Source organism: Pseudomonas sp. LBUM1663, from assembly GCF_059695905.1.
Window position 1 is genome coordinate 2,336,592 of sequence record NZ_CP166792.1, and the last position, 26,742, is coordinate 2,363,333.

At 59.7% G+C, this 26,742-nt stretch carries 20 protein-coding genes; 10 read left to right on the forward strand and 10 right to left on the reverse strand.

Going from position 1 to position 26,742, the window contains the following annotated elements; all coding sequences use genetic code 11:
* Positions 1-7: 7 nt before the first annotated feature.
* Positions 8-616, reverse strand: coding sequence for a transcriptional repressor LexA (gene lexA, locus ACA075_RS10555; protein ID WP_046026989.1), 609 nt, complete (start codon positions 614-616; stop codon positions 8-10).
* A gap of 229 nt (positions 617-845) precedes the next feature.
* Here lexA and ACA075_RS10560 point away from each other — a divergent pair, with 229 nt between their 5' ends.
* The 3 genes from ACA075_RS10560 to ACA075_RS10570 all read left to right on the forward strand — a co-directional run bounded on the left by ACA075_RS10560 (position 846) and on the right by ACA075_RS10570 (position 3,472).
* Positions 846-1,553 carry a TetR/AcrR family transcriptional regulator gene (locus tag ACA075_RS10560; protein ID WP_497298396.1) on the forward strand — a complete coding sequence of 236 codons (708 nt, stop codon included), beginning with the start codon at positions 846-848 and terminating at the stop codon, positions 1,551-1,553.
* A gap of 170 nt (positions 1,554-1,723) precedes the next feature.
* Positions 1,724-2,722 (forward strand): beta-N-acetylhexosaminidase, encoded by a 999-nt coding sequence (gene nagZ, locus ACA075_RS10565; RefSeq protein ID WP_497299228.1) that lies wholly within the window; start codon positions 1,724-1,726, stop codon positions 2,720-2,722.
* 12 nt (positions 2,723-2,734) lie between these two features.
* Positions 2,735-3,472 (forward strand): S-methyl-5'-thioinosine phosphorylase, encoded by a 738-nt coding sequence (locus ACA075_RS10570; RefSeq protein WP_497298397.1) that lies wholly within the window; start codon positions 2,735-2,737, stop codon positions 3,470-3,472.
* A gap of 99 nt (positions 3,473-3,571) precedes the next feature.
* Here ACA075_RS10570 and ACA075_RS10575 read toward each other — a convergent pair whose 3' ends face one another.
* On the reverse strand, positions 3,572-3,760 hold the full coding sequence (locus ACA075_RS10575) for a hypothetical protein (RefSeq protein ID WP_497298398.1): 189 nt from the start codon (positions 3,758-3,760) through the stop codon (positions 3,572-3,574).
* Between the two features lie 21 nt (positions 3,761-3,781).
* Between ACA075_RS10575 and ACA075_RS10580 the strand changes: the two genes are divergently transcribed.
* Positions 3,782-6,844 (forward strand): DEAD/DEAH box helicase, encoded by a 3,063-nt coding sequence (locus tag ACA075_RS10580; RefSeq protein ID WP_497298399.1) that lies wholly within the window; start codon positions 3,782-3,784, stop codon positions 6,842-6,844.
* A 125-nt stretch (positions 6,845-6,969) separates the two neighbouring features.
* On the opposite strand, the gene ACA075_RS10585 is transcribed toward ACA075_RS10580, so the two are convergent.
* From ACA075_RS10585 to mfd, 3 genes are read right to left on the reverse strand one after another with little or no spacing between them, the layout of a single operon-like run.
* Positions 6,970-9,663, reverse strand: a complete 2,694-nt coding sequence (locus ACA075_RS10585) for an SNF2-related protein (protein WP_497298400.1) — start codon at positions 9,661-9,663, stop codon at positions 6,970-6,972.
* Between the two features lie 10 nt (positions 9,664-9,673).
* Positions 9,674-10,240: a CsiV family protein gene (locus ACA075_RS10590; protein WP_497298401.1), complete on the reverse strand. Its 567-nt coding sequence runs from the start codon at positions 10,238-10,240 to the stop codon at positions 9,674-9,676.
* Between the two features lie 10 nt (positions 10,241-10,250).
* Positions 10,251-13,700 (reverse strand): transcription-repair coupling factor, encoded by a 3,450-nt coding sequence (mfd, locus tag ACA075_RS10595; RefSeq protein WP_497298402.1) that lies wholly within the window; start codon positions 13,698-13,700, stop codon positions 10,251-10,253.
* Between the two features lie 363 nt (positions 13,701-14,063).
* Here mfd and ACA075_RS10600 point away from each other — a divergent pair, with 363 nt between their 5' ends.
* Positions 14,064-15,527 (forward strand): glyceraldehyde-3-phosphate dehydrogenase, encoded by a 1,464-nt coding sequence (locus ACA075_RS10600; protein WP_219096444.1) that lies wholly within the window; start codon positions 14,064-14,066, stop codon positions 15,525-15,527.
* A 185-nt stretch (positions 15,528-15,712) separates the two neighbouring features.
* On the opposite strand, the gene ACA075_RS10605 is transcribed toward ACA075_RS10600, so the two are convergent.
* Positions 15,713-17,011 (reverse strand): MFS transporter, encoded by a 1,299-nt coding sequence (locus ACA075_RS10605; protein ID WP_497298403.1) that lies wholly within the window; start codon positions 17,009-17,011, stop codon positions 15,713-15,715.
* Between the two features lie 219 nt (positions 17,012-17,230).
* On the opposite strand from ACA075_RS10605, the gene ACA075_RS10610 reads away from it, so the two are divergent.
* Together ACA075_RS10610 and sthA are read left to right on the forward strand one after the other, a co-directional pair.
* Positions 17,231-18,217, forward strand: a complete 987-nt coding sequence (locus ACA075_RS10610) for an FAD:protein FMN transferase (protein ID WP_497298405.1) — start codon at positions 17,231-17,233, stop codon at positions 18,215-18,217.
* Positions 18,218-18,424: 207 nt separating this feature from the next.
* Positions 18,425-19,819: a Si-specific NAD(P)(+) transhydrogenase gene (sthA, locus tag ACA075_RS10615; RefSeq protein ID WP_007907752.1), complete on the forward strand. Its 1,395-nt coding sequence runs from the start codon at positions 18,425-18,427 to the stop codon at positions 19,817-19,819.
* A 42-nt stretch (positions 19,820-19,861) separates the two neighbouring features.
* On the opposite strand, the gene ACA075_RS10620 is transcribed toward sthA, so the two are convergent.
* Positions 19,862-20,584: a glycerophosphodiester phosphodiesterase gene (locus tag ACA075_RS10620; RefSeq protein ID WP_497298407.1), complete on the reverse strand. Its 723-nt coding sequence runs from the start codon at positions 20,582-20,584 to the stop codon at positions 19,862-19,864.
* A gap of 14 nt (positions 20,585-20,598) precedes the next feature.
* Positions 20,599-21,177, reverse strand: a complete 579-nt coding sequence (locus ACA075_RS10625) for a PilZ domain-containing protein (protein ID WP_109629003.1) — start codon at positions 21,175-21,177, stop codon at positions 20,599-20,601.
* A gap of 94 nt (positions 21,178-21,271) precedes the next feature.
* Between ACA075_RS10625 and ACA075_RS10630 the strand changes: the two genes are divergently transcribed.
* The 3 genes from ACA075_RS10630 (at position 21,272) to ACA075_RS10640 (ending at position 24,523) form a co-directional block, all read left to right on the forward strand.
* Positions 21,272-22,522 (forward strand): lipoprotein-releasing ABC transporter permease subunit, encoded by a 1,251-nt coding sequence (locus ACA075_RS10630; protein ID WP_109629005.1) that lies wholly within the window; start codon positions 21,272-21,274, stop codon positions 22,520-22,522.
* A 7-nt stretch (positions 22,523-22,529) separates the two neighbouring features.
* A complete protein-coding gene (gene lolD / locus ACA075_RS10635) occupies positions 22,530-23,213 on the forward strand; it encodes a lipoprotein-releasing ABC transporter ATP-binding protein LolD (RefSeq protein WP_497298408.1) in 684 nt (227 codons plus the stop codon).
* A gap of 65 nt (positions 23,214-23,278) precedes the next feature.
* Positions 23,279-24,523: a lipoprotein-releasing ABC transporter permease subunit gene (locus ACA075_RS10640; protein ID WP_497298409.1), complete on the forward strand. Its 1,245-nt coding sequence runs from the start codon at positions 23,279-23,281 to the stop codon at positions 24,521-24,523.
* A 123-nt stretch (positions 24,524-24,646) separates the two neighbouring features.
* Here ACA075_RS10640 and ACA075_RS10645 read toward each other — a convergent pair whose 3' ends face one another.
* Together ACA075_RS10645 and ACA075_RS10650 are read right to left on the reverse strand one after the other, a co-directional pair.
* Positions 24,647-25,996, reverse strand: coding sequence for a heavy metal sensor histidine kinase (locus tag ACA075_RS10645; protein WP_497298410.1), 1,350 nt, complete (start codon positions 25,994-25,996; stop codon positions 24,647-24,649).
* Positions 25,996-26,676, reverse strand: coding sequence for a heavy metal response regulator transcription factor (locus ACA075_RS10650; protein ID WP_497298411.1), 681 nt, complete (start codon positions 26,674-26,676; stop codon positions 25,996-25,998). Before ACA075_RS10650 ends, ACA075_RS10645 begins: the two co-directional genes overlap by 1 nt.
* Positions 26,677-26,742: the final 66 nt, after the last annotated feature.

A 26,742-nucleotide genomic window follows, 5' to 3' on the forward strand; every position in this document is an offset into this window, starting at 1 on the left:
GCCTCCTTTAGCGGCGAATGACGCCGACACTCAAGCCTTCGATCACCAGTTCCTGATCTTTCAGGTTGACTTCGATAGGGGCGAATTCAGGGTTTTCGGCAATCAACCAGACCTTGCTGCCATCGCGCTTGAAGCGCTTGACGGTCACTTCGTCACCGATCCGCGCCACGACGATCTGGCCATTGCGGGCTTCCCGGGTGGTGTGGACGGCCAACAGGTCGCCATCGAAGATGCCGACGTCCTTCATGCTCATGCCATGAACGCGCAGCAAGTAGTCAGCGCGCGGATGAAAGAAGGCGGGGTTGATGTTGCAGGACTCTTCGATGTGCTGCTGGGCCAGAATCGGCGCACCGGCAGCCACTCGGCCAATGATCGGAAGGGTGGAGTCATCGGCTTTCGCTTCGAAGCCCGGAATGCGAATGCCGCGGGACGCGCCCGGGGTCATCTCGATCGCACCTTTGCGGGCCAGCGCCTTGAGGTGCTCTTCCGCCGCGTTGGGCGACTTGAAACCCAGTTCCTGAGCGATTTCCGCACGGGTCGGCGGGTAGCCGTTGTCTTCTAGGCAGCGTTTGATGAAGGCCAGAATCTCTGCTTGGCGTGGCGTCAGCTTTAGCATATTGATCGCTCTGTCTTTTTATACAGTGACTGGGATTATATACAGTGAAACGGTCTTGGCAATGCCCCTTTTTTCGCCGGCTGCTGGACGGTCGATCAGCCGGCTGATTAAAGCCTCGCCGATGTATGGTTAAATAGCTGACCGACCATTCCCAAAACGAACCGGCAGGCTTGACAACGCACAGGCTGAAACGTATGTTTCAAACAAGTGTTTGTCAGGCGGAGTAGCCATGGCCCAGTCGGAAACCGTTGAACGCATTCTTGATGCTGCCGAGCAGTTGTTCGCGGAAAAAGGTTTCGCCGAAACCTCGTTACGCCTGATTACCAGCAAAGCCGGTGTCAATCTGGCAGCGGTGAATTATCACTTCGGTTCGAAGAAGGCGCTGATCCAGGCTGTCTTCTCGCGCTTTCTCGGGCCGTTTTGCCTGAGCCTTGATAAAGAGTTGGAGCGGCGCCAGTCCAAGCCTGAAAACAAGCCGACACTCGAAGAGCTGCTCGAAATTCTCGTTGAGCAAGCCCTCGTCGTGCAGCCGCGCAGCGGCAACGATCTGTCTATCTTCATGCGCTTGCTGGGGCTGGCGTTCAGTCAGAGCCAGGGCCACCTTCGTCGTTATCTGGAAGACATGTACGGCAAGGTGTTCCGCCGCTACATGACGCTGGTCAACGAAGCTGCGCCGCGTATTCCGCCGATCGAACTGTTCTGGCGCGTGCACTTCATGCTCGGCGCCGCGGCGTTCAGCATGTCGGGGATCAAGGCGTTGCGGGCCATTGCCGAGACCGATTTCGGCGTTAACACCTCCATTGAGCAAGTGATGCGTCTGATGGTGCCATTCCTGGCCGCGGGCATGCGTGCCGAAACCGGCGTCACCGACGCGGCCATGGCCACTGCGCAACTGCGTCCGCGCAACAAGTCGGCCTCGGCTGCCGCCAAGGTTTAGCTGCGCACGGGTGGGCGCGGCGGCTGACATCCGCTAAGCTAGCCGCCCATGCCGACTCTCGTTCTGAACCCGCTCCCCATTGATATCGCCGACCTGCCGGGCACAGCCCAGGGCGGCGAACGCGTGCGAGCCGGGTTTTTCGTTATCAAGGAATCTCTATGACTGCTGGCCTGCAAGGCTCGTTGATGGTGGACGTCGCCGGTACCTGGCTGACGGCTGAAGATCGCCAATTGTTGCGTCAGCCCGAAGTGGGCGGCCTGATCATTTTCGCCCGTAACATCGAAAACCCGCGCCAGGTGCGCGAGTTGAGCGCTGCGATCCGCGCCATTCGTCCCGACCTGCTATTGGCGGTGGATCAGGAAGGCGGTCGCGTTCAGCGTCTGCGCCAGGGTTTCGTGCGACTGCCGGCCATGCGCGCCATCGCCGACAATCCGAACGCCGAATACCTGGCCGAGCAGTGCGGCTGGATCATGGCCACCGAAGTGCTGGCCGTCGGCCTCGACCTGAGTTTCGCCCCGGTGCTGGACCTGGATTACCAGCGCAGCGCCGTCGTCGGCACCCGGTCGTTTGAAGGTGACCCGGAGCGCGCAGCACTGCTGGCGGGTGCATTCATTCGCGGCATGAACAGCGCCGGCATGGCCGCCACCGGCAAGCATTTCCCCGGCCACGGCTGGGCGGAGGCGGATTCCCACGTCGCGATCCCGAACGACGAACGCAGCCTCGATGAAATCCGCGCCAACGACCTGGTGCCGTTCGCCAGATTGAGCAAGCAACTGGCCGCCGTCATGCCAGCCCACGTTATTTACCCGCAAGTCGATTCCCAACCAGCCGGTTTCTCCCGCCGCTGGTTGCAGGACATCCTGCGCGGCGAGCTGCAATTTGATGGTGTGATCTTCAGCGACGACCTGTCCATGGCCGGCGCCCACGTGGTAGGCGATGCCGCCAGCCGTATCGAAGCCGCGTTGACTGCCGGCTGCGACATGGGCCTGGTGTGCAACGACCGCGCTGCAGCGGAGCTGGCTTTGAGCGCTGCCCAGCGCTTGAAGGTCAAACCGTCCAAGCGCATTACGCGGATGCGTGGCCAGTCGTATGCCAACACTGAATACCGTCAGAATCCGCGCTGGCTGACCGCCATCGGCGCGCTTAAAGAAGCTCAACTGATTGAATAAGGACTTTTCGTTATGACGGTTTACGCGATTATCGGTGGCACCGGCCTGACTCAACTCGAAGGCCTGAACATTCGTCAGTCACTGGCGGTGGACACCCCTTATGGCGCGCCTTCAGCCGACGTGCAGATTGGTGAATACGCCGGCAAGGAAGTCCTGTTCCTTGCCCGCCACGGTCACCCGCACCGTTTCCCGCCGCATCAGGTGAACTACCGCGCCAACCTTTGGGCGCTGAAACAGGCCGGCGCCGAAGCGATTATCGCGGTCAACGCCGTGGGCGGAATCCATGCCGCAATGGGCACCGGGCATTTCTGCGTGCCGCATCAGTTGATCGATTACACCAGCGGTCGCGAACACACCTATTTCGCCGATGACCTGGAACACGTCACCCACATCGACTTCAGCTATCCCTACAGCGAAGCGCTGCGTCAGCAATTGATCGCGGCGTTGGCGGCTGAAGACGTCGATTACAGCAGCCAAGGCGTTTACGCCTGCACCCAGGGCCCACGTCTGGAGACCGTCGCTGAAATCGCGAAACTGGAACGCGACGGCTGCGACATCGTCGGCATGACCGGCATGCCGGAAGCCGCATTGGCGCGTGAGCTGGAGCTGGATTATGCGTGTCTGGCGCTGGTGGTGAACCCGGCAGCGGGCAAGTCCACGGCGGTGATCACCATGGCCGAGATCGAGCAGGCGTTGCAGGATGGGATGGGCAAGGTCAAGTCGACGCTGGCGCGGGTGTTGGCGGGTTGAGTATCAGCGCGGTCGGATGAGGTACTTGGCTGCTTTACGATTCAATGAGTTTCAAGCGGTGTTGATTTCATGACCACAATAACTGAGCAACTTCATGCGCTACCCTGGGCAGAGGTGTTCAGCCATCGCTCTCTGGAAAAAGCTCGCAGGTACGCGGATGAGGATCGGATAACGATCCATCAAATTGATGACCTTATGGTTATCGCTGCGTGCATCGGCTCCCAGACGCAGGCATACGAGCAGGTCATTGAGCTCACTGAAGATCGGCGTGGGCAAGCGCAGCTCCAATGCGTTTGTTCCTGCCCTGTCATGTTCAATTGCAAGCACTGCGCCGCAGTCATCTATCACCTGCAAGAACATCCCGTTAACGCGCCTGAAAGTGCCGTCCAGGTTCACTTGAATCGTGAACTGGAGCGCTGGATCGACGGTATTCCTTCTGCAAGCAATCCCCCTGACGAGTCGGCGCAGGGAGCGGGCACGCGCCTGTTTTACAAACTCAGGGCAACACCCTCTGTCGGGAAATGGACGCTGGAAATTTTCAAGGCCCGTCAGCTTAAGGACGGCCGCCTGCAAGACATCAAGCCGGTGTACTCGCTGTCGGATACGCTGATTCGGCAACCCGGTTACCTGACTGAACTGGATCTGCGGATCGCCAGATTGTTGGTCGCCGTTCACTCCCATCACGCCTATTACGCCGGCTACCCCTTGGAAGGCAGCAGTGGCGCCGAACTTATCGAAATGCTGTTGCGAACCTCGCGCCTTTTCCTCGATCTCGAACAACCGCAACCGCAACCCCTGACCCCGGGCATGCGGAGAACAGGTCAATTTTCCTGGGCCGAACAGTCCAATGGCAGTTTTCGTCCTCAATGGGGCAGCGACGAAGCGCCAGTGGAAACGATCCTGGCCCTGGAACCCTTGTATTATCTGGATCGCGAGCGGCTGCAAGTCGGACCGCTGTTCAGCGAGCTGGATGAAAAGCTGGCCAGTCACTTGTCATTGGCTCCCGATATTCCTGCACGTCAGGCGATGCAGTTCAGCCAGCGGATGACCGCTGCGACCCGGGCAGCACCACCTCCGCACGCCCTGACGGAACGGGTGGTCGAAGGCATTTTTCCTCAGGCTCACCTGGCGCTCGCCAGCGGCAAGCGTTACATCCGCTGGCAGTATGAGCCAGAGCATCGGGCTGCATTGGCGTTTACCTACAACGGCCAACCGACGTCGGACCGAAACCCGGAGGTGCTGATCCTTTCAGGTACCGAAACCCAGCGCATCCAACGCAACCCTGTCGCCGAAAAAGCCTTGCGCCAAGCCCTGCAAAAACACGGTTTTAAAAAGGCTACACGCAAAAGCAACCTGGATCGTCCGGGCGAAATGTTCGCCCTGCCGGATGACGCGGCCTGGCTTGCCTTTGTGCAGGATGGCATCCCGGCGCTGCGGGAGAAAAATTGGCTGATCGATATCAGCGATAACTTTCACTTCAACTTGCACCCCGTCGAACAGTGGTATGCAGAAGTCGAGGAGGAGTCGGGGCGCCAGTGGTTCGATTTGCAGCTGGGCATCGTCGTCAACGGCGAGCGTCATAGCCTGTTGCCCATCCTGCTGCATTTGCTACGTAGCCAGCCACAGTTGATGGAACCTGCGAGCTTGGCCCAGCGCAATGATGACGAACAGCTACTGATTGAACTTGGCGATGGGCGTTTCGGTGGCAAACCCCGTGGCAAAGTCGCACTTCCTTTTGGCCGGATAAAACCGCTGATGGCGACCCTTGGCGAGTTGTACCTGGGTAAACACCTGGGCGACTCGTTGCGTTTGAGTGTTCCAGATGCGGCGCGGCTGAGTGCGCTGGAAGGCATTCCGCTGGTCTGGCAGGGCGGTGAACGACTGCGCAGTTTTGCAAAGCGTTTACGGGAGTCGATCCATGCTCATGTCCCGGCGCCCGAGGGCCTGAACGCGACGCTACGACCTTATCAGCTGGAAGGGCTGAACTGGATGCAAACCCTTCGAGAACTGGAGGTCGGCGGTATTCTCGGCGACGACATGGGCCTGGGGAAAACCTTGCAAACCCTGGCTCATCTGCTGACAGAAAAACAGGCCGGGCGGCTTGATCGTCCGGCACTGGCTGTGATGCCCACCAGCCTGATCCCCAACTGGCTCGACGAATCGCAGCGCTTTACCCCGCAGTTGAAGGTCTTGGCACTGCATGGTGCGGCGCGGCAAAAAGACTTTGCGAGCCTTGCCGACTACGACTTGATATTGACCACCTACGCGCTGTTGCCGCGCGATCTGGAGGTTTTGCAGCCTCAGGTCTGGAGTGTGCTGATTCTCGATGAGGCGCAGAACATCAAGAATCCGGTCAGCAAAGCGGCTCAAGCAGCCCGAGACCTACAGGCCCGCCAGCGATTGTGTCTGTCCGGCACTCCGCTGGAAAATCATCTCGGCGAGTTGTGGTCGCAATTTCACTTTTTGCTGCCTGGCTGGCTTGGCGACAGCAAAACCTTCAATCGCGACTACCGCACGCCGATCGAGAAGCACGGCAATAACGAACGGATGCAACATCTGACGGCCCGGATAAAGCCCTTTTTGCTACGTCGCAAGAAAGATCAGGTGGCAACCGAATTACCGCCGAAAACCGAGATTGTGCATTGGGTTGATCTCAGCGATGGGCAGCGGGATGTGTATGAAACCGTGCGCGTAGCAATGGACAAGAAGGTTCGTGACGAAATTGCCCGCAGTGGTGTCGGGCGCAGTCAAATCATCATCCTCGATGCATTGCTCAAGCTGCGTCAGGTGTGCTGCGATCTGCGGTTGATCAAAACGCCGCTCACCGCCAAGGCTATTCGCTCTGGCAGCGGGAAACTGGTCAGCCTGATGGAGATGCTGGAAGAGTTGCTCAATGAAGGCCGCAAGGTTTTGCTGTTTTCACAGTTCACTTCGATGCTCACCTTGATTGAGGAAGAGTTGCAGCAACGTGGTCAGGGCTACTCGTTGTTGACAGGTGAGACGACGGATCGGCGCACACCGGTCAAGGATTTTCAGAGCGGTAAAGTGCCGCTGTTTCTGATTAGTTTGAAGGCTGGCGGCACAGGTCTGAACCTGACAGCAGCGGATACGGTCATCCATTTCGATCCCTGGTGGAATCCGGCGGTCGAAAACCAGGCGACTGATCGGGCCTACAGGATCGGGCAAAACAAACCTGTGTTCGTCTACAAGCTAATAGCCCGTGGCACCGTAGAAGAAAAAATTCAGGCATTGCAGTTGGAGAAGGCCGCACTGGCCGGGGCGGTGCTTGAAGGTGGAACGACGGTTGGCTGGAAGCTTGAGCAGAGTGACATTGAGGCGCTGTTTGCGCCGTTGCCAAATCTCAAGTCCTGATTTCCGATCTCTTAAATGAAGACGAGTTGAACCTATCGCGGGCAAGCCACGCTCCCACAGGATGATCGCTGAACCTGTGGGAGCGTGGCTTGCCCGCGATGGCGATCTACCAGGCGACACAGATCTCAGCGCTTCTCGAGCTTATCCGGCAACGGCGCAAACAACGCTTCAATATCATCGCTCTGCAACTTCCAGTCCCCGGTCTTGCGCCCATCCAGGACACCGGCCGCCAGGTCGGATTTTTCCTTTTGCAGGTGCTGAATTTTCTCTTCCACCGTGCCGCGGGCAATCATCTTGTAGACGAACACCGGCTTCTCCTGGCCGATGCGATACGCCCGGTCTGTCGCCTGATTTTCCGTCGCCGGGTTCCACCACGGATCGTAATGGATCACCGTATCCGCTTCCGTCAGGTTCAAGCCGACACCGCCCGCTTTCAAGCTGATCAGAAAGATCTGACGTTTGCCGCTCTGAAAGTCCTTCACGGGGGCGCGGCGGTCACGGGTCTGTCCCGTCAGCAACGCGTATTCAACACCGCGTTTCTTCAGTTCGACCTCGATCAACGCCAACATCGACGTGAACTGCGAAAACAGCAAAATCCGCCGTCCTTCCTCAAACAGCTCGTCCAGCATTTCCATCAGGCTGTCGAGCTTGCCCGAGGTGCTGCCGCGAGTCGGCGGCACGGCATCGCTGACCAGGCGTAAATCGCAGCACACCTGGCGCAGTTTCAGCAGCGCTTCAAGAATGATGATCTGGCTGCGCGCCACGCCTTTGCGAGTAATCTCATCGCGGACTTTCTTGTCCATCGCCAGGCGCATGGTTTCATAGACATCACGCTGGGCTTCGTTGAGTTCGACCCAGTGGATGATTTCGGTCTTCGGCGGCAATTCCGTCGCGACCTGCTCCTTGGTCCTGCGCAGCAGGAACGGTTTGATCCGACCGTTGAGGTGCTGAAGTCTGACTTCACTGGCGCGCTTTTCAATCGGTACGCGGTAATCGCGGTTGAAGCTTTTAACGTCACCAAGCCAGCCAGGCAGGAGGAAGTGGAACAGCGACCACAGCTCACCCAAGTGGTTTTCCAGCGGCGTGCCACTCAGGCAAAGGCGCTGACGCGCATTCAGCTCGCGGGCCGCGTGGGCGGCCTTGCTGTTGGGGTTCTTGATGTATTGCGCTTCGTCCAGCACCAGCACGTGCAGGGGCTGCGTGGCCAGGCGTTCGACGTCCTTGGGCAGCAGTGCATAGGTGGTGAGGATCACGTCGTAATCGGTCAAGTGATCAAAGTGTTTTTTGCGACTGGCGCCGTACAGCGCCAGCACTTTGAGCTGTGGCGTGAAGTGCGCGGCTTCGTCGAGCCAATTCGGGATCAGGCTGGTGGGCATCACCACCATGCACGGCCGGTCGAGGCGTCCGGCGTTCTTCTCACTAAGAATATGCGCCAGCGTCTGTAGGGTTTTACCCAGGCCCATGTCGTCCGCGAGAATTCCGCCGACTTCCAGTTGCCGCAGCGACTGCATCCAGCTCAAGCCCTCCAGCTGATACGGGCGCAAGGTCGCGTTCAAGCCTTCGGGGGCTGTCGCGGTGTAGTCCTTGATGTCCCGCAGGCGCTGGGCAAACGTGCGGATCTGCTCGCCACCTTCCCAAAGCAGCGGCATGCCTTCCAGCGGATTCAGGCGCGTGGCGTCGGCCTTACTCAGGCGTAGCGTGGTTTCGCCGGGTTCTTGCAGGTAGAACTCGCCAAGTGTCGCCAACACCGGTTTCAACCGGCCGAAGGGCAGGGCGACCTGCAAAGGGCCGTACTCGGAATTCGGGCGGTTGGGGATATTCACCAGAATCAATTCGTCGTCGCGTCGGCGGGCGAGGCGTTCCGGATTGAGAATTTCGGTGTGGGAGCGCATCAGGTTCAGCAGGATCGGCAGCAAACTCAAGCGCTCGCCGTTGACGATGATCCCCAGCTCCAGATCAAACCAGTCGCGCTCCGGTGCCTGCTCGACGGTGGCGTACCAGTCGTCCACGGCGGTCAGGTCGAAACCGAAATCTTCGTCGATCTGCAGCTCCCAGCCTTGAGTGCGCAGCTTCGGCAGTTCGTTGAGGGTGAAAGTCAGCCAGGCGCTGTCGTTGACCATCTCATAAAGTTCGCCAGCACTTTCCGGCAGGGCTTTGCTTTGGCGGGTGGCGACTTTGAAACCGAGGATTCGCAGCTGCTCCCGGTAAGTCTGTTCGACTTCCGGGTGGCGTTTTATCCGCAGCGTCTGGGTTTCCTGGCGAATCAGTACGTCGGCGTTCTTCTGCCCGGAAACGTATTCATCCAGATAGCTGAACGACAACGCCGCACGATGCTGGATGTAGCGCTGCATTTTGCCGTTGCGTGGTTCGAAGGCGCTGAACTCGATGCTCGCCAGCCACAGGCGCGGCACTGGTTGCACGTTATCCACCAGCACTTGGGGTGGCGCCTTCGGGCTGCGGTTTTCCAGCACAGCCTGCAGTTTTTCCAGCAGCTCGGCGTCTTGTGCGGCGGCGGGATAGGCGAGGGTTTCCTGAACCTTCAGCAGCACCGCTGCGCAATGTTTGCAGTTGGCGTGAACCGGGCACGTGCACGTGGCGTCGACCATCAGCAAGGTCGCTTTGGCTGACTCACGCAGGCGAATGGTCTGACGGTAAACGTTGCCGCCAGAGCCTTCGCAAGCGGCGATGATTGTAGAGTCGCCGGCCTCGACGATCCTGACGCGGTTCTCCAGCGCGTAGCGACGGCCACGCTCCAGGCTCTGTTCCTTGAATCGGCTGACCCAGGAAGGTGCCAGGGGTTTGCTCAGGGTCGCTGACATATGGACTCAATCAGTCCGGAATTTCATCGGGGACTGGCCGAGGCGCAGGGGCGGTGAGCGAGGTGATCTTGATCAGCAGGGCCAGGTGGCCATTGTCGAGGAAGTTCAGCTGGCCGTTCTTGGTGTGGCTTTCCTGTTTCAGGCGTTCGCTGGCGGTGACCATGCCGTTGGCGTCGATCTGGTTAACCCAGAAATCGGCGTCGACGTCGGTGAAGCGTCCGAGTTTCAAGCTCAGCGTGCCCTCGATCGGGAACTGGCCAAATTGTTCGGTGCCTTCGCTGATTGCGACCTTAGTGGCCTCTTCACCGAGGGTCTGCTGCCAGGCCTTGTGCAGCAAAACGGTGTATTCGTTGCTGGCGGTGAGCTTTTCCACTTCGCCATTGAGGCTCGGCGTGCGCAGGCTGTCTGGGCTGATCGGCTTGGCGCCGGCATTCCAGTCTTCCGGGGCGGCGCGGCTAACAATGGCGGGCACGGCGTTTTGGCGGACCAGAATCATTTCAATCTGATAAAGGTCATCGGCATATGCCATAGGGGCGACCAAGGTTATCAACACGGTCAGTAAACGAAACAGGCGCATGCGGCGTCCTTCAAGCAGTTTTCGGAATGAGGCACTCAAGCAGCGCCTCTACAGTATTAAAGCGCTCTTCCGGGCGCTCCATCGGGACCATGAATTTAAACATCGTGGCACCTTCGAATTTGTAGCGTTTGGGCTGGCCCTGGATCAGTTTGATCAGGGTCAGCGGGTCGACCGGGGTCTGCGCCGCGAACTCGATCCGGCCGCCCTGCGGGCCACCGTCGACTTTCTTGATGCCCAGCAGTTCGGCCTGCAACTTCAATGCGGTGATGCGTATCAGGTTCTTCGTCGGCTCCGGCAGCAGGCCGAAACGGTCGATCATCTCCACTTGCAGGTCCTTGAGGCCTTCCTCATCGGTGGCCGAGGCAATGCGTTTGTAGAGAATCAGTCGGGCATGCACGTCCGGCAAGTAGGCTTCCGGAATCAACGCCGGGACGCGCAAGTTGACCTCCGGACCACCGCCCAGCGGTTGATCGAGGTTCGGTTGTTCGCCCTTGCGGATCGACTTCACCGCGCGTTCGAGCATTTCCATGTACAGGGTGAAACCGACCGCCTGGATCTGACCGCTCTGACCGTCGCCCAGCAGTTCGCCGGCGCCACGGATTTCCAGGTCGTTGGTGGCAAGCACGAAGCCTGCACCGAGGTCCTGGGTGTTGGCGATCGCTTCCAGACGCTTTTCCGCGTCTGGAGTGATCTGCTGACGCGGCGGCGTCAGCAAATAAGCGTAAGCCTGGTGGTGACTGCGACCGACCCGGCCACGCAATTGGTGCAGCTGCGCCAGGCCGAATTTGTCGGCACGCTCGATGATGATGGTGTTGGCGCTCGGCACGTCGATGCCGGTCTCGATGATGGTCGAGGCAATCAGCACGTTGAAGCGCTTGTGATAAAAGTCGCTCATCACCTGTTCGAGATCGCGTTCGCGCATCTGCCCGTGGCCGATGCCGATCCGCGCTTCCGGCACCAGTTCGGCGAGGTCGGCGGCGCATTTCTCGATGGTCTTCACGTCGTTGTGCAGGTAGTAGACCTGACCGCCGCGCAGCAACTCTCGCAGCAGGGCCTCTTTGACCGTGCTCTTGTTCTGCTCCATGACGAAGGTCCGCACCGACAGGCGACGGGCCGGCGGCGTGGCAATGATCGACAGGTCGCGCATGCCTGACACTGCCATGTTCAACGTGCGCGGAATTGGCGTTGCAGTCAGGGTGAGAATGTCGACTTCACTGCGCAGGGCTTTGAGCTGTTCTTTCTGACGGACACCAAAACGGTGCTCTTCGTCGATGATCACCAGCCCCAGGTTTTTGATTTTTACATCGTCGGACAGCAGTTTATGAGTGCCGATGACGATGTCGATCTTGCCTTCGGCCAAGTCAGCGATGGCGGCATTCACTTCCTTGGTCGACTTGAAGCGGCTCATTACTTCCACGCTCACCGGCCAATCGGCGAAGCGGTCGCGGAAGCTGTTGTAATGCTGCTGGGCGAGGAGGGTGGTCGGCACCAGAATCGCCACCTGACGACCGCCGTGCACCGCGATGAACGCCGCGCGCATGGCCACTTCGGTCTTGCCGAAACCTACATCGCCGCAGACCAGGCGGTCCATCGGCTTCGGTGCGAGCATGTCGGCGCGGACTGCATCGATGGTGGTTTGCTGATCCGGGGTTTCTTCGAACGGGAAACCGGCGCTGAAGGTTGCGTAATCGGCTTTCGGGTCTTCGAAGGCATAACCTTCGCGAGCGGCGCGACGGGCATAGATGTCGAGCAACTCGGCGGCGACGTCGCGCACTTGCTCGGCGGCCTTGCGTTTGGCTTTTTGCCAGGTTTCCGAGCCGAGGCGGTGCAGCGGGGCCAAGGCATCGTCGCTACCGGTGTAACGCGCGATCAGGTGCAGGTTGGCCACCGGCACGTAGAGCTTGGCGCCCTCTGCGTATTGCAGCGTGAGGAACTCGGCAGCCTGATCGTCGATTTCCAGGGTCGCCAGACCCAGATAGCGACCGACGCCGTGATCGATGTGCACCACCGGCGCACCTTCGCGCAGCTCGGTAAGGTTCTTGATGACTGCATCGTTGTTGGCATCGGCGCGTTTTTCGCGACGACGACGTTGCATCACGCGCTGACCGAACAACGGGCTTTCGGCCACCAGCGCCAGGGCCGGGTCGTCGAGTACCAGGCCTTCGTCGAGCGGCGCGATGGTGATCGCCAACCGCTCCTTGCTGGCGACAAAGTCCGGCCAGCTGTCGACGGTTTTCGGTCGCAACTTCAGGCGTTCGAGCAATTCCAGCAGCACTTCACGACGGCCCGCGGACTCGGCGGTAAACAGCACGCGCCCGGGGAACTCGTCGAGGAAACCGGCCAGCGCCGCCAACGGCTGAGTGGCCTTGGCTTCGATGGCCAGATTCGGCAGTTCGCGCGCCGGGAAGCGCTCGCGGCCAACGCCGGTTTCCACGTCCTGCTGACTCGCTACCACACGCGGCCAGTTCTTCAGGCGCGCAAAGCAGTCTTCCACCGGCAGGAACAGCTCGGCCGGTGGCAATAAAGGACGGGACGGATCGACGCGGCGCTCTTCGTAGCGATTGCGCACGTCGTTCCAAAAGTTTTCCGCCGCCTGCTCGATGCCCGGCAGGGAAAACACCTGCGTGTCCTGGGGCAGGTAATCGAACAGTGTCGAGGTTTCGTCGAAGAACAGCGGCAGGTAGTACTCGATACCGGCCGGTGTAATCCCGCTGCTCAGGTCTTGAAAGATCGGGCAGCGGCGGAAGTCGACATCGAAACGCTCACGAAAGCGTGCCTTGAAGCGGGTGACAGCGTCTTTCTGCAGCGGGAATTCCCGCGCGGGCAGCAGGCGAACGGTGTCGACTTTATCGATGGAGCGCTGGTTTTCCGGATCGAAAGTACGCAGCGTCTCGATTTCATCGTCGAACAAGTCGATACGGAAGGGTAGTTTGCTGCCCATCGGGAACAGGTCAATCAACGAACCGCGGACGGTGAATTCGCCGTGTTCGTACACCGTGTCGACGTAGCGATAGCCGCTGGCTTCGAGCCGGGTGCGCATTTGCTCGACGTCGAGCTTCTGACCGACGTCCAGCACCAGGCTGCTGCCGAGCAGGAATTTGGTCGGCGCCAGGCGATGCAGCGCGGTGGTGATCGGCACCACCAAGACGCCATGACTCAGCTCCGGCAACCTGTATAGGGCCGCGATGCGCTGGGAAATGATGTCCTGGTGTGGCGAAAACAGATCGTAAGGCAGGGTTTCCCAGTCCGGGAAATGCAACACAGGCAAATCCGGGGCGAAGAAACTCAGCTCCTGTTCCAGCCGTTCGGCACTTTGGCTGTCGGCGGTCAGCAGCAGGGTAAAGCGCTTGGCAGCGCTGGCAGCCTCGGCGATGGCCAGGCTCAGGGCGGCACCGGGCAGATTGCCCCAGTGCTGTTTACCTGCCGCGGCAGGGAGAAGCGGTAGACGCAGAACGGGCACGGAAGGTTGAGCTCCAAGCGTTGCGACAAAGTCGGTAATTGTAGCGGCCCCGGGTGCCGCCTGTCAGTTGCAGACTGTGTCTATTACGCAGGTTTGGCGAAATGTAGTGGTAAAGACAAAATTCGCCGGTTTTTTACCTGAAATTGATGATTATGTAGTGGCAAAACGACCGAGTGTTACGGAGGGTTACGGATAAGACAGCGGTATCTCCAAAAAATTGACTGCGCTGAAAGCCCCGGTTTTACTGGGCTCCGTCGCTGCGTGATTTTTTTGAACCTGAATTTGTTACGGATCGCACGACAGGCGCGCATTGCTACAGGACTCACTCGGCGGCATAATGTAGCCCCTTTTTTCTGCCCCTACATGTGGAAGGTTCCCGTGACTCAGAAGCCCGACCAGTGTCTTGGTGAATGGATCGACCGTGAAGCACTCGCAGAAGCGATGATTCCGCTTATCGGTCAGCTCTACCGCAATAACAACGTGGTGAGCTCGATCTATGGCCGCAGCCTGATCAATCGTTCAGTCATTGCGATTCTCAAAGCTCACCGCTTTGCTCGTCATCGTCAGTCCGATGACAGCGAATTGTCCGTCCACGAAACATTCCCGCTGCTCAAGGCGATGAGCGAGCTCAAGCTCGGCGCCGCTTCGGTTGACCTGGGCAAGCTTGCCGTCAAGTTCAAGGCCGAAGGCAATGGCCGTACTGCCGAGCAGTTCGTCCGCGAAGAACTGGCTGACGTCGTTGGTCAGCAGAACGTTTCCGCTCGCAAAGGCACCGACGTTGTCCTCTACGGCTTCGGTCGTATCGGCCGTCTGCTGGCGCGCATCCTGATCGAGAAAACCGGTGGTGGCGACGGCCTGCGTCTGCGCGCCATCGTTGTCCGCAAGGGCGCCGAGAACGATCTGGTCAAGCGTGCAAGCCTGCTGCGTCGTGACTCGGTTCATGGTCCGTTCGATGGCACCATCACCATTGATGAAGCCAACAACACCATCACCGCCAACGGCAACCTGATCCAGGTTATCTACGCGAAAAACCCGACTGAAGTGGATTACACCCAATACGGCATCAAAGACGCGCTGCTGGTGGATAACACCGGTGTATGGCGTGATGCCGAGGGCCTGGGCCAGCACCTGGCTTGCCCGGGTATCGATCGCGTTGTTCTGACCGCGCCGGGTAAAGGCAAGCTGAAGAACATCGTTCACGGCATCAACCACGGTGAAATCACCGCGGATGACAAGATCGTATCGGCTGCTTCCTGCACCACCAACGCCATCGTGCCGGTGCTCAAAGCCGTCAACGACAAGTTCGGCATCATCAACGGTCACGTTGAAACGGTTCACTCGTACACCAACGACCAGAACCTGATCGACAACTTCCACAAAGGCGATCGCCGTGGCCGTAGCGCCGCGTTGAACATGGTGATCACCGAGACCGGTGCTGCCACCGCTGCTGCCAAGGCCCTGCCTGAACTGGCCGGCAAGCTGACCGGTAACGCGATCCGTGTTCCGACGCCAAACGTGTCGATGGCCATTCTCAACCTGAACCTTGAGAAAGCCGCCACCCGTGAAGAGATGAACGATTACCTGCGCTACATGGCGTTGCACTCCGATCTGCATAAGCAAATCGACTACGTCAATTCGCAGGAAGTGGTTTCCACCGACTTCGTTGGCTCGCGCCACGCAGGCGTTGTGGATGCTGAAGCGACCATCACCCAAGACAACCGCGTTGTTCTGTACGTTTGGTACGACAATGAGTTCGGTTACAGCTGCCAGGTGGTTCGCGTGATGGAAGACATGGCCGGTGTAAACCCGCCAGCCTTCCCGCGCTAAGCCTTAGCTGCACATGAAAACGCCCCGACTTTGGTCGGGGCGTTTTTGTTTGTGCAGTTTGTCAGTTGCATGGGTGTTGAATGTGCAGGCCTCTTCGCGGGCAAGCCTCGCTCCTACAGGTTATGCGTCAACTCTGACATCGCACACGACCTGTAGGAGCTAGGCTTGCCCGCTAAGGCTATAGATCAGGCGCCGCCAGCCACCGCTGCCTGCGCAGTCCGCAGTTCATGCCGATTGCCTTTGAACAGCACCAGCGTCGCAATCAACCCCAGCAACGCCGCGCCAGTGAGCCAGATCCCCGGCGCAGCCTTGTTATCCAGCACATGGATCAGGTAAGTACACGCCGCGGGTGTAAACCCGCCGAAGGTTGCAGTCGCCAGGCTGTAGGCCAAGGAGAAACCGGTGGTACGAACTTCCACCGGCATGATCTCGGTCAGCGCTACCACCATGGCGCCGTTGTACGAGCCATACAGGAACGACAGCCACAACTCGACGATCAGCAAATGACTGAAGCTCGGGTTCGCCACCAGCCATGACAGGGCGGGATAGGCCGTGAGGATCGCCAGAATGGTCGCCGCCAGGAGTAGGGGTTTGCGCCCGATCTTGTCGGACAGGGAACCCATGACCGGCAGCCAGAAAAAATTCGACAGACCGATACAGACCGTCACCAGCAACGCATCCAGATCCGACAGGTGCAATTCGGCTTTGCCGAAGGTCGGGGTATAGGCGGTAATCAGGTAGAACGACACGGTGGTCATCACCACCAGCGCCATGCCGGCGATGACGATGCCAACGTTCTGACTGATCGAGCGGACGACGTCCCGCAGGGTAGGGCGGTGTTTACGGGCCTGGAATTCCGGGGTTTCTTCCAGTGAACGACGAATCACGAAGATCACCGGCACAATCATGCAACCAATCAGGAATGGAACGCGCCAGCCCCAGTCACCCATTTCTTCGGGGCTGAGCCAGTGGTTCAAACCGACTCCCAGCAGACCGGCGAACACCACCGCGGCTTGCTGACTGGCGGATTGCCAACTGACAAAGAAGCCCTTGCGACCCGGCGTGGAAATCTCTGCCAGGTACACCGATACGCCGCCCAGTTCCACGCCGGCCGAGAAGCCTTGCAGCAGACGGCCGAACAACACGAGCAGCGGCGCGGCCACGCCGAGAGTGGCGTAACCCGGCACGCAGGCAATCAGCACCGTACCGGCAGCCATCATCGCCAGGGTGATGATCAAGCCTTTGCGGCGGCCATGACGGTCGATGTAGGCGCCGAGGAAAATCGCACCCAGCGGGCGCATCAGGAAGCCGGCACCGAAAGTGGCCAGCGACAACATCAGGGAGGCGAAAGCGCTGTCGGCAGGAAAGAAGGTTTTGGCGATGGCGGTGGCGTAAAAGCCGTAGACCATAAAGTCGAACATTTCGAGAAAGTTACCGCTGACAACGCGAAAAATCGCTTTGCCTTTGCTCGTGTTGGAGGACATTTGTAGATACTCCCTCTGGTGAATCTTGTTTGAAAGCGCTGCTCCTGTGGGAGCCTGTGTGGCGAAGGGACTTGCGCGAGCACGCTCGCTCCCACAGGTTTTGCGTCTGGCAGGCAGTTGAGGCAGGTCTGGCTCCCCTGCGCTCTGAAGCCCATAATGGCGGGCGCGGTTTTTGGGGGAGATGAAGATTTGTTAACTGGACGGTGGGCTGGGATTGTGATGCTGGTCGGCGTTTTGTCCGGTTGTGGCAACGGCGACAGTCTGGAACGCTTCGACGGCCCAACCATGGGCAGTCGTTATTCCATTCAATACGTAAGGCACTCCTCCACGCCCGGGCCGAAAGCGGTGCAGGCCGAAGTAGAAAGTATCCTCGCTGAAGTGGATCGACAATTCTCGACCTACCGCAGCGACTCGGACATCGAGCGCTTCAACGATCTCCCCGCCAATCGCTGTCAGAAAATGCCTGCGCCGATCCTCAAACTGATCCGCTTTGCTCAGCAGCTGTCCGAACAAAGCGAAGGCGCCTACGACCTGACCGTTGAACCGCTGCTGAATCTCTGGGGGTTCGGCCCGCAGGCCCGTGAGGAAAAAGTCCCTGCGGCCCAGGCACTGGCCGAAGTGCGGCAGCGGGTCGGCTACCAACACCTGCGCATCGATCGCGATCAGCTGTGCAAGGACGCCGCCGTCGAAGTCGACTTCAACAGCATCGCCGCCGGTTACGCCGTCGACACCATTGCCGACAAACTCGAAGCGCTGGGTATCCGCAACTACCTGGCCGAAGTCACCGGCGAGCTCAAGGCCGCGGGCATAAAACTCGACGGCTCAGCCTGGAAGGTCGCGCTGGAAGAGCCCCGGGACGATCAGCAAGTGGCGCAAAAAATCATCGCGGTCGACGGCTACGGACTGTCCACTTCCGGCGACTACCGCAACTATTTTGAGCAGGACGGTCGGCGCTATTCCCACACCTTCGATGCCCGCACCGGTGCACCGGTCTCACACACCCTGGCGTCGGTCACGGTGATTAATCCTTCAGCGTTAATGGCCGATGGCTTATCGACGCTGTTGCTGATTCTCGGCCCGGAGCGCGGTTGGGACTACGCAGAAAAACATGATATCGGCGCATTTTTTGTGATCCGTGCCGATACAGGTTTCGTCACACGAACCAATCAGGCATTTGAGCGCCTCAGCGGCGGCAAAACCGAATGATTACGACAGTTCGTGCATTGAAGACTGGCGTTGTAGTGCAGGCAAAACTAGCCTACGACGCGACCAAGGGTTAATGTGCCCGGCGTTGACGCTTCTATAGACTGTGTCCGGGTTCTGCATTGGCCCCAAATTGTTCCTTCACGCCACAGATCGGCGTGATTTAGCCGCAGGTGCCGAGGGCGCCGCGGCCTGTTCTGAGGAGTACGCATGGCTGTCTACAACTACGACGTGGTGGTACTGGGTTCCGGCCCGGCGGGAGAAGGCGCGGCAATGAACGCCGCCAAAGCAGGGCGCAAGGTGGCGATGGTCGATAGCCGTCGCCAGGTCGGCGGCAACTGCACCCACCTGGGTACCATCCCGTCTAAGGCACTGCGTCACTCGGTCCGGCAGATCATGCAGTTCAACACCAACCCGATGTTCCGGGCCATTGGTGAGCCACGCTGGTTCTCGTTTCCAGACGTGCTGAAAAGCGCCGAAAAAGTCATTTCCAAACAAGTCGCCTCTCGCACCGGCTACTACGCCCGCAACCGCGTCGACGTGTTCTTCGGCACTGGCAGCTTCGCCGACGAGCAAACCATCGAAGTGGTCTGCGCCAACGGTGTGGTCGAAAAACTGGTGGCCAAGCACATCATCATCGCCACCGGCTCGCGTCCTTATCGCCCGGCGGACATCGATTTCCATCACCCGCGCATCTACGATAGCGACACCATCCTCAGCCTCGGCCACACCCCGCGCAAACTCATTGTTTACGGCGCTGGCGTAATCGGTTGCGAATACGCGTCGATCTTCAGTGGCCTGGGTGTTCTGGTTGAACTGGTGGACAATCGCGGTCAGTTGCTGAGCTTCCTGGACTCGGAAATTTCCCAGGCCCTGAGCTACCACTTCAGCAACAACAACATCACGGTTCGCCACAACGAAGACTACGACCGCGTCGAAGGCGTGGACAACGGCGTGATCCTGCACCTCAAGTCCGGCAAGAAGATCAAGGCCGATGCCTTGCTCTGGTGCAACGGTCGTACCGGTAACACCGATCAGCTGGGTCTGGAAAACATCGGCGTGAAGGTCAACAGCCGTGGCCAGATCGAAGTCGACGAAGCCTATCGCACCTGCGTGCCGAACATTTACGGTGCCGGTGACGTGATCGGCTGGCCGAGCCTGGCCAGTGCTGCGCATGACCAGGGCCGTTCGGCCGCTGGCAGCATCGTCGATAACAACAGCTGGCGCTTCGTCAACGACGTGCCGACCGGTATCTACACCATTCCGGAGATCAGCTCGATCGGCAAGAACGAGCAGGAGCTTACCCAGGCCAAGGTGCCCTACGAAGTGGGCAAGGCGTTCTTCAAGAGCATGGCGCGTGCACAGATTGCCGGCGAGCCTCAGGGCATGCTGAAAATCCTGTTCCACCGCGAGACCCTGGAAGTGCTGGGCGTTCACTGCTTCGGTTATCAGGCGTCGGAGATCGTTCACATCGGTCAGGCGATCATGAGCCAGCCGGGCGAACTGAACACCCTGAAGTATTTCGTCAACACGACGTTCAACTACCCGACCATGGCCGAAGCCTATCGGGTAGCGGCGTACGATGGCCTCAACCGGCTTTTTTGAGCGGCTCCGGCCGGTGGCCTGAGCCGGCCGGGGAGACCGATTTCAGCAATTCTCGAGGGTGGCGCTGGCCAAACCGGGAAAGTCTGTAATCAGGCTGTCAACGCCGAAGTCGGCGAGTCTGCGCATCAGCGCGGGCTCGTTGACTGTCCATACCGACACATGCAGCCCCTGACGTTGCGCCTTCTGCAGGCGTTCCGGCGTACACAGGGTCCAGTTCAGCGCCAGAATCTCACAGCCATAACTCTGGGCGACCTTCAACGGGTCGAGCCACGCATATTCAGCCACCAATCCACGAGACACGTCCGGCACCAGGTCCAGTGCGGCTTTCAGCACCTCACGTGAACTCGAGGTGATCGTGACCTTGTCGAGCAGGCCGAAACGCTGAGCCATTTCGCGTATCGCCAGTACGGTCGTCGCGGCACGGGTGCGAGAAGCGCTTTTGACTTCCAGCTGCCAATGCTCGAAATCGCATTTCTCGAACAACTCTTCCAGCGTGGGGATCGGGCAGGGCTTGATCCATCCCGGTCCGCCCTTGCGTGCGTCGTAGGTTGCCAGCTCCGCCGCCGTGTGCTCGACGACCTTGCCGCGTCGGTCGGTGGTGCGCTTGAGCGTCGGGTCGTGGATGACCATCAACTCGTTGTCCATGGACAGGTGCAGGTCCAGTTCGCAGCGGCGCACGCCGTGCTTGAGGCATTGCTGAAAACTGGTCAGCGTGTTTTCTGGTGCTTCGCCCTTGGCGCCGCGATGGCCGTAGATGAGGGTCACGGTTCTTCCTTAAATTAAATGCCTGATTCGTTTTCGCGGGCCAGACGTCGTTCCTGGGCCTGCTTCTGCAAAATGTAGCGGGCGAGCAATTGGCGTTGGGCGTCGGTCGGGTATTCGAACTCGGTGCCAACGTCGTAGGCGCCCGCCTTGCGATCGCAATGCGTGACCTTGGCCCGCAGCAGCAGGCCGAGGGCTTGCGGCATCAGCACCAGTTTGACCGACAGATGCGCGCCCACGGCGATGGGCGTCGGGTACTGAAAGTCGATACCGCCTTCGGAAATGATCACCGGCTGCGGCTCGCCGATCTGCCCGAGCACGGTGATGGCGATCACCTGGCTCAGCAAATCGATGCGTTTGTTCTGGGATTTCAGAAACGCAGCGAGGTTGCGGTCGCGCTCACTGATCTGGCGCAGCAGGTGTTGCGACTCGAATTCGCTCAGGTGCAGTTCGCTGAGCAAGTTGAACAGTGGGGAAGCATCCTGCAACACTTCCTGGCCTGCGGCTTCGGGAGCGGACAGGGGCCGAATTTCCAGTGCGATCGTGTCCTCGATACGGTAGTATTCGCGGCGATCTTCTTCATCTAATGTCGACATGGCGAACCCATGGTAGCGGCGGTGGTCTGAGTGTAAAGCTGGTTATCGACCCCCGCCACAAGGACGTTCCTTTTCCCTCCGAACAAGCCCCGACATGTTCAGACCTCTCTTCGTATTTATTGGCACGCGTTATACCCGTGCAAAGCGTCGCAATCATTTTGTGTCGTTCATTTCCCTGACCTCAATGATCGGACTCGCCCTCGGCGTGGTCGTGATGATCGTTGTGCTTTCGGTCATGAACGGCTTCGATCATGAGATGCGCACCCGCGTGCTGGGCATGGTGCCCCACGCGACCATCGAGTCCGGTGAACCGATCAGCGACTGGCAAAGCCTGGCCGCCAAGGTCAAGCAGAACCCGCAGGTGACGGCCGTTGCGCCGTTCACCCAGATGCAGGGCTTGCTGACCAACAACGGCAAGGTCTCCAAGGTCCTGCTCAACGCCATCGACCCTGCGCTGGAACGCCAGGTCTCGATCATCGATAACTTCATGCAGCAGGGCAAACTCGACGATCTGACCCCTGGCAGCTTCGGCATTGTCATCGGTGACAAGGCGGCCGCCAAACTCGGTGCAGCGATCGGCGACAAGCTGACGTTCGTGGCGCCGGAAGTCACGGTGACCCCGGCCGGGATGTTCCCGCGCATGAAACGCTTTACCGTGGTCGGCATCTTCCATGTCGGCGCCGGTGAGATCGACGGGTACCTGGGTGTCACCAACCTGCAGGATCTGGCGAAGCTGCATCGCTGGAAGCCGGATCAGGTCCAGGGTATTCGCCTGAAGTTCGACGACCTGTTCCAGGCCCCGCGCACGGCGTGGAATATCGCCCAGCAACTCGGCGAAGACCATTTCTACGCCCGTGACTGGACCCGCACCCACGGCAATCTGTATCAGGCGATCCGCATGGAAAAAGCCATGATCGGCCTGTTGCTGCTGCTGATTGTCGCTGTGGCCGCGTTCAACATCATTTCCACGCTGGTGATGGTGGTGAACGACAAGAAGGGCGACATCGCAATTCTGCGTACCCTGGGCTCCACGCCGGGGCAGATCATGGCCATCTTCATGGTCCAGGGCACGGTCATTGGCGTGATCGGCACGCTGATCGGCGCCGTGGTGGGGATCTTCGCCGCGTTGAACGTCAGCGCCGCGATCTCGGCCCTCGAAGGGTTGATCGGTCACAAATTCCTGAACGCCGACGTGTATTTCATCGATTACCTGCCGTCGCAAGTGCAGAGCCAGGACGTATTGATGGTCTGCGCCGCCGCGTTGGTCCTGAGTTTCCTCGCCACCCTGTATCCAGCCTGGCGTGCCGCGCGCACCCAGCCTGCGGAGGCGCTACGTTATGAGTGAGTTGGGTATGAGTGATAAAGCAATCTTGAGCTGCCGCGACCTGGGCAAATCCTACGAGGAAGGCCCGGAGTCGGTAGAAGTGCTGGCCGGCCTGCAACTGGAGCTGCACCCGGGTGAGCGCGTGGCGATTGTCGGCACCTCGGGTTCGGGCAAAAGTACCTTGCTCAACCTGTTGGGCGGTCTCGACACGCCGACCAAGGGCAGCGTGTGGCTAGACGGCGAAGAGCTGTCGGCCCTGAGCGAGAAGAATCGCGGCCTGTTGCGCAACCGGTCGCTGGGTTTCGTTTACCAGTTCCACCATTTGCTGCCTGAGTTCACCGCGCTGGAAAACGTCTGCATGCCGCTGCTGATCGGCAAGACCGCGATCCCGGAAGCGCGTCAGCGTGCGACCGCGTTGCTGGAGCGGGTAGGGCTGGGGCATCGCCTGGAGCATAAACCTTCGGAATTGTCCGGCGGCGAACGTCAGCGCGTGGCCATTGCCCGCGCCCTGGTGAACAAGCCAGGCCTGGTGATGCTCGACGAGCCGACCGGCAACCTCGACTCCCACACCGCACAGGGCATTCAGGACTTGATGCTGGAACTCAGCACCTCGATGCGCACGGCGTTCCTGGTGGTGACTCACGACATGAACCTGGCTCGCCAGATGGATCGCGTCCTGCATTTGCAGGAAGGTTGCCTGACGCCCATCTGATTGACCGAAACCCGGCGTGCTGAACAGTACGCCGGGTCTTTTATTTTTATACGGTGCCCCAGCGAATGTTCAGACCGTTATCGATCTTTATTGGCACGCGCTATACCCGCGCCAAGCGCCGCAATCGCTTTGTTTCCTTCATCTCGATGACCTCGATGATCGGCCTCGCCCTCGGCGTGCTGGCGATGATCGTGGTGCTGTCGGTGATGAACGGTTTCCAGCGCGAAATGAGCTCGCGCATCCTCGGCATGGTGCCGCACGCGACCATCGTCGGCGTGAACCCGATCGACGATTGGCAGCCCGTGGCCGCCGCCGCGATGAAAAACCCGGAAGTTACCGCCGCCGTGCCGTTCACCGAAATGGAGGGCATGCTCTCCTATAAAGGCACGATGCAGCCGATTCAGGTCAGCGGTGTTGATCCGGCGCTGGAAGGCAAGGTGTCGATCGTTGCCCAGCACATCGTTCAGGGCCGTCTCGATGCATTGAAGCCGGGCGAGTTCGGCGTGGTGATCGGCGAAATCACCGCGCGGCGTTTCCGCTTGAATGTCGGCGACAAGATCACCCTGATCGTGCCGGAAGTCAGCAGCGCACCGGGCGGCATTACCCCGCGCATGCAGCGGTTGAACGTGGTGGGCGTGTTCAAGGTCGGCGCCGAGCTGGATGGCTCGATGGCGCTGATCCACGTCGCCGATGCCGCGCAGATGCAGCACTGGGAACCGAACCAGGTACAGAGCGTGCGTCTGGCCGTTAAAGATTTGTACGCGGCGCCGAAGGTGTCGAGCGATGTGGCTGCGGGTCTCGGCACCGCCTACCGGGCCGACGACTGGACCCATACCCAGGGCAGTCTGTTCAGCGCGATGAAGATGGAAAAAACCATGATCGGCCTGCTGTTGCTGATGATCGTCGCCGTGGCGGCGTTCAACATCATTGCAACGTTGATCATGGTGGTGAACGACAAGGGCGCGGACATCGCGATCTTGCGCACCATCGGCGCCACACCGCGGCAGATCATGGCGATCTTCATGGTGCAGGGCACGGTGATCGGGGTTGTCGGCACCTTGATCGGTGGCGTACTCGGCGTGATTGCAGCGTTGAACGTCAGTGAGCTGGTGGGATGGATGGAGCGGGTGAGTGGCCAGCACATCTTCAGTTCGGATGTGTATTTCGTCAGTAACTTGCCATCGGAATTACAGGGTGGGGATGTGTTGTTGATCTGCTCGGCGGGGTTCGTTCTGAGCTTCCTGGCGACGGTCTACCCGGCCTGGCGTGCGGCGAAGATCGAGCCAGCTCACGCGTTGCGGTATTCGTAAGCCGTCACACCGTCATCGCGGGCAAGCCCGCTCCCACAGGGTTTCGAGTCGTTCACAGCGTTGTGATTCAACTCGGTCACTGTGGGAGCGGGCTTGCCCGCGATGGGGCCAGACCTGCTGGCCTCAATCCCCCTTCGGCAACTCAATCACAAACCTTGTCCATCCCTCATCCGATTCACAGCGAATCTGCCCGCCATGGGCGCGGATGATTGACTGAGTGATCGCCAACCCCAATCCCGCATGTTCACTGCTGCCTTCCTGCCGCGCTGGATCAGCCCGGTAGAAGCGATCAAACAAACGCGGCAGCAGCGCGCCGTCAATCCCGTCCCCACTGTTCTCGACCGTCAAACTCAAGCCTTTGACCTGATCGACAATCCGCACCCGCACCTCGCCATCAGCGGGCGTAAACCGCAACGCATTGTCCAGCAAATTGGAGAGCGCTCGCCGCAACATGCTGCGATCACCTTCCATGCGCGCACTGCCTTCACGACTCAACCTGACCTGAGCGTCCTCCGCCAACGGCGCAAAAAACTCCAGTAAAAGGTCCGCTTCTTCCGCCAGCTCCAGCGGTTCGCGCTTGGGCATCAACAACCCATGGTCAGCCTTGGCCAGGTACAACATGTCGTTGACCAGTTGCGCCATCCATTGCAGTTCTTCGAGGTTGCTGTGCAGCGCTTCGCGGTAGTCCTCGATAGGTCGAGGGCGGGTAAGGGTGACCTGGGTGTGGGTCAGCAGGTTCGACAGCGGCGTGCGCAGTTCGTGGGCGATGTCAGCGGAAAACGCCGAGAGCCGTTGAAAAGAGTCGTCCAGGCGTCCGAGCATGGCGTTGAAGCTGTGGGCCAATTCCTTGAGTTCCGACGGCATATTCTCTTCGGGCAGTCGGGCATTGAGCGATTGCGCCGAAACGCCGCTGGCGATCGCACTCATGCGTCGCAACGGGCGCAAACCACTGCGTGCCGCCCATGCACCGAGCAACGCGGTGGCCAGGGCGGACAAGCCGACGGTCAGCCAGATCAGGTGCTGCATGCGTTGCAGAAAGTGCTGGTGATGGGTGATGTCCAGCAGCAAGGTCAGTTGCGGTGAGTCAGGCCGGTCGACAAACAACGGCGCGTTCAGGACACGGTAATCGGTGCCGTTGTCGTTCAGCGTGGATATGCCCGGTTTTTGCGGGAGCTTTTCCGGCAAGCGCGCCGAGCTGTCATACCAGCGCTGGCCATCGCTGCCGGTAATTCGCAGCGACAGGTCCGCTTGCCGACTCAGTTCATCCGCCCGCCTGACTTCACTTTCATTCGACTGAACGTCATGCAGTGCGCGGCGCAAATCCATCAATTTACCGTCCAGCAACTGCTGATCGAGTTCGACGAAGTGCGCCTCGCTGGCGCGACTGAACAACACTCCGGCAAACAATGAAACCACGGCGGTACAGGCCGCAAACAGCAGCGCCAGACGACTGCTCAGCGAGAGTCGACGCATCAGGCAGGGCGCTCTTCAAGGACATAACCCATGCCGCGCACGGTATGAATCAGCTTGTTGGGGAATTCATCGTCGATCTTCAGGCGCAAACGGCGGATCGCGACTTCGATGACATTGGTGTCGCTGTCGAAATTCATGTCCCAGACCTGGGAGGCGATCAGTGATTTGGGCAGCACTTCGCCCTGGCGCCGCAGGAGCATTTCCAGCAGGGCGAACTCCTTGGCGGTCAGGTCGATGCGCTGACCGCCGCGCTCCACCCGACGGCGGATCAAGTCCAGGCGCAGGTCGGCCAGTTGCAGGCTGGTTTCCTGAGGCGTAGCGCTGCCGCGTCGCAACAGGCTGCGGACCCGAGCCAGCAATTCGGAAAAGGCGAACGGCTTGACCAGGTAATCGTCAGCCCCGAGTTCGAGGCCGTGGACTCTGTCCTCAACGGCATCTCGCGCCGTCAGAAAAAGGACTGGCGTATCGAGACCGGCGCCACGCACCGCCTGCAGGATTTGCCAGCCATCACGACCGGGTAGCATCACATCAAGGATCAATAACGCGTAGTCACCACTCAAGGCCAGTTGTTGCCCGGTGATGCCGTCGGCCGCCAACTCGGTGTTGAAACCGGCCTCGGTCAGGCCTTGGCGCAGGTAGTGGCCGGTTTTCGGTTGGTCTTCGACGATCAGCAGCTTCATGGGCAACTCGAGGCAAGTGGAACGAACGCTTTATACCGTGGGCAGCGTTAATACAGGTCAACCTGA

What these genes read in the sequence shown, in the direction of transcription:
- ACA075_RS10585 (WP_497298400.1), bottom strand. Translation starts at nt 9,663, where the DNA reads ATGTCAGCGACCCTGAGCAAACCCCTGGCACCTTCCTGGGTCAGCCGA.
- ACA075_RS10645 (WP_497298410.1), bottom strand. Translation starts at nt 25,996, where the DNA reads ATGCGTCGACTCTCGCTGAGCAGTCGTCTGGCGCTGCTGTTTGCGGCC.
- ACA075_RS10610 (WP_497298405.1), top strand. Translation starts at nt 17,231, where the DNA reads ATGCTGGTCGGCGTTTTGTCCGGTTGTGGCAACGGCGACAGTCTGGAA.
- ACA075_RS10650 (WP_497298411.1), bottom strand. Translation starts at nt 26,676, where the DNA reads ATGAAGCTGCTGATCGTCGAAGACCAACCGAAAACCGGCCACTACCTG.
- ACA075_RS10625 (WP_109629003.1), bottom strand. Translation starts at nt 21,177, where the DNA reads ATGTCGACATTAGATGAAGAAGATCGCCGCGAATACTACCGTATCGAG.
- lolD (WP_497298408.1), top strand. Translation starts at nt 22,530, where the DNA reads ATGAGTGATAAAGCAATCTTGAGCTGCCGCGACCTGGGCAAATCCTAC.
- lexA (WP_046026989.1), bottom strand. Translation starts at nt 616, where the DNA reads ATGCTAAAGCTGACGCCACGCCAAGCAGAGATTCTGGCCTTCATCAAA.
- ACA075_RS10630 (WP_109629005.1), top strand. Translation starts at nt 21,272, where the DNA reads ATGTTCAGACCTCTCTTCGTATTTATTGGCACGCGTTATACCCGTGCA.
- ACA075_RS10570 (WP_497298397.1), top strand. Translation starts at nt 2,735, where the DNA reads ATGACGGTTTACGCGATTATCGGTGGCACCGGCCTGACTCAACTCGAA.
- ACA075_RS10590 (WP_497298401.1), bottom strand. Translation starts at nt 10,240, where the DNA reads ATGCGCCTGTTTCGTTTACTGACCGTGTTGATAACCTTGGTCGCCCCT.
- ACA075_RS10640 (WP_497298409.1), top strand. Translation starts at nt 23,279, where the DNA reads ATGTTCAGACCGTTATCGATCTTTATTGGCACGCGCTATACCCGCGCC.
- ACA075_RS10600 (WP_219096444.1), top strand. Translation starts at nt 14,064, where the DNA reads ATGTGGAAGGTTCCCGTGACTCAGAAGCCCGACCAGTGTCTTGGTGAA.
- ACA075_RS10560 (WP_497298396.1), top strand. Translation starts at nt 846, where the DNA reads ATGGCCCAGTCGGAAACCGTTGAACGCATTCTTGATGCTGCCGAGCAG.
- sthA (WP_007907752.1), top strand. Translation starts at nt 18,425, where the DNA reads ATGGCTGTCTACAACTACGACGTGGTGGTACTGGGTTCCGGCCCGGCG.
- ACA075_RS10605 (WP_497298403.1), bottom strand. Translation starts at nt 17,011, where the DNA reads ATGTCCTCCAACACGAGCAAAGGCAAAGCGATTTTTCGCGTTGTCAGC.
- ACA075_RS10580 (WP_497298399.1), top strand. Translation starts at nt 3,782, where the DNA reads ATGTTCAATTGCAAGCACTGCGCCGCAGTCATCTATCACCTGCAAGAA.